The 2,562-nt window shown below is 61.0% G+C and carries 3 protein-coding genes; 2 read left to right on the top strand and 1 reads right to left on the bottom strand.

The genetic code is table 11. The features are described 5' to 3' along the window. Positions 1-483, bottom strand: a 483-nt coding sequence (locus EOA60_RS28220) for a class II aldolase/adducin family protein (protein WP_206628283.1), incomplete at its 3' end; no start/stop codon positions are given. 187 nt (positions 484-670) lie between these two features. On the opposite strand from EOA60_RS28220, the gene EOA60_RS28225 reads away from it, so the two are divergent. Together EOA60_RS28225 and rhaS are read left to right on the top strand one after the other, a co-directional pair. After that, complete coding sequence (locus EOA60_RS28225) at positions 671-1,480, top strand: DeoR/GlpR family DNA-binding transcription regulator (protein ID WP_066993950.1); 810 nt, start codon at positions 671-673, stop codon at positions 1,478-1,480. A 56-nt stretch (positions 1,481-1,536) separates the two neighbouring features. Continuing rightward, the gene (rhaS, locus tag EOA60_RS28230; protein WP_095826047.1) at positions 1,537-2,532 is read left to right on the top strand and encodes a rhamnose ABC transporter substrate-binding protein; all 996 of its coding nucleotides are present in this window, start codon (positions 1,537-1,539) and stop codon (positions 2,530-2,532) included. Positions 2,533-2,562: the final 30 nt, after the last annotated feature.

Raw genomic sequence — 2,562 nt, forward strand, 5'->3', positions numbered from 1 at the left:
TTTCGTGATCGCTCTGGAGTCCTTCGCCGCGGCTATCGCGATAATGGCATCGGGATGCATGTGGTCGACGCAAGCCTTCGGCACGAAGGCATGCAGCGGCGTGTCGATGGAAGCCGCGCGCGGATTGAGGTTGAAGGTGCAGTGGGGCAGGTAGCCCACCATCTCATCCTCGTGGTGGACGCCGCGATAGAGGCTCTTCAGCGCGCGCAGCTTGTCCATGTAGAGGGTCGCGAACCCGTCGAGCTTGATCGAAGCGCTGTCGCCGCCCGAGCCCTTGACCCACAGCACCTCGACGTCCTCACCGGTCAGCGGGTCTTTCTGCCAGACCTTGGACGAGGTGTTGCCGCCGCCATAATTGGTGACGCGCTTGTCTGAACCCAGCGTGTTCGAGCGATAGACCAGAAGCTCGGGACCGCTCATCCCTTCGGCCTTTGCATCGTCCCACAAATTGGCGAGGCGCGAGCCGGAGCGCTTGTCGAGCATAGGTATCCTCCCTTGGGACGCTAAAAATGAGCAGTCCAATTCTGGCTGGAATGTCTACGCAACTGGGCCTCTTGTCAATCACAAACGATCAAAATCGATCATATTGCACTGCACAATGAAAATATGTGATCGGAAATGATTGACACTGCGCGTTTTCTGGTGCCTGATAGCCAGGCAGGGAGGAACCATGCACGAAAAAGAGCGCCACAGGATCATTCTGTCCGCCGTCCAGGAAAAGCCTGTGGTGACGGTGCAGGAAATGGTCGACCTGACGGACTCCTCCGAGGCGACGATCCGGCGCGATATCGCGGCGCTGCATGTGCAAAAGCGCCTGCGCCGGGTGCGCGGCGGCGCCGAGGCGATCTCACCGCCGCAAGTCATCGGCCTTGCCGGCCGGCCCTTCTCGGTCAACGAAACGCTGAACGCCGCGCAGAAGCGGGCGATCGCGCGGGAAGCGGTGAACCTTTGCAAGGACGGCGAGCCAATCATCATCAATGGCGGCACCACGACCTTCCAGATGGTGCATTTCCTGACCGGCCGCCGCATGCCGATCTTCACCAACTCGTTCCCGATCGCCGAGCATCTGCTCAAGCACTCGAAGAACATGGTGATGCTGTCGGGCGGCACGATCTATCGCGAGCAGAACATCATCCTGTCGCCCTTCGACAATGACGTGACGCGCAATTTCTATGCGCGGCGCATGTTCATGGGCGCTCAAGGGTTAGGCCCGCTCGGCTTGATGGAAGGCGACCCGCTGCTGATCCAGGCGGAGCAAAAACTGATCGACCAGGCCGACGAGCTGGTGGTGCTGGTCGATTCCTCGAAATTCCGCATGCGATCCAGCCTGATCCTGTGCGGGCTGTCGCGCATCACGACCGTGATCACAGACGACGGTATCGACGACCGCGAAGCCAAGATGCTGGAAACCGCGGGTGTGGCGCTGATCGTCGCCCGCAAACAGTCAAGCGACAAGGAGGAATCTTCACTGCAGGCCTGAGGACAACTCGCGCCCGCAGCGGCGATGGAATGCAACGCTCAAGGGAGGATATTCGAATGAGCTTTTTGAAGAAACTGCTGGTCACGGCGGCCTTTTCCGCCGCCATGTTCGTGAATGGCGCCTATGCCGAGAACGTCAAGATCGCGCTGGTCGTGAAGTCGCTCGGCAACGGCTTCTTCGACGCCGCCAACAAGGGCGCCGAGGAAGCGGCCAAGGAACTGGGCGACGTCGACGTGATCTATACCGGTCCGACCAAAGCGACGGCGGAGGCGCAGATCGAGGTGATCAACTCGCTGATCGCGCAGAAGGTCAATGCCATCGCCGTCTCGGCCAATGACGCCGATGCGCTGGTGCCGGTGCTGAAGAAGGCGATGGATCGCGGCATCACCGTGATCTCGTGGGACTCCGGCGTCGCCAAGGAAGGCCGCCAGCTCCACCTCAACCCGTCCGACACCAATTTGATCGGCGAGACCATCATCAAGCTCGCCGCCGACTACCTGCCGGAAGGCGGCGATGTCGCCATCCTCTCGGCATCCTCGACCGCGACCAACCAGAATGCCTGGATCGAAGCGGCCAAGAAGGTGCTGCCGGAGAAGTTCCCGAAGATCAAGCTGGTCGCCACCGTCTATGGCGACGACGACTCCGCCAAGAGCACCGACGAAGCCAAGGGCCTGTTGAAATCCTATCCGAACCTCAAGGCGATCATCGCGCCGACCACCGTCGGCGTCGTTGCCGCCGCGCAGGTCGTCACCGACGAGAACCTGATCGGCAAGGTCAACGTCACCGGCCTCGCGCTGCCGTCGGAGTTCAAGAAGTTCATCGACAACGGCGCCAGCCAGGCGGTCGCGCTGTGGAACCCGATCGACCTCGGCTACTCGGCGATCTATCTCGCGCATGACCTGGCGGTGAAGAAAGAAGAGGCCAAGCCCGGCGCCACGCTGTCGATCGGCCGCGTCGGCAAGGTGACGCTCGACGAAACCAACTCGGCTGCGATGGCTCCGCCCTTCCAGTTCGACAAGACCAACATCGAGAAGTTCTCAAAGATCTATTGATCTGAGGAGCTTGCACCCTCCCCCTTGTGG

Source organism: Mesorhizobium sp. M1A.F.Ca.IN.020.06.1.1, assembly GCF_004023265.1.
Lineage (GTDB): Bacteria > Pseudomonadota > Alphaproteobacteria > Rhizobiales > Rhizobiaceae > Mesorhizobium.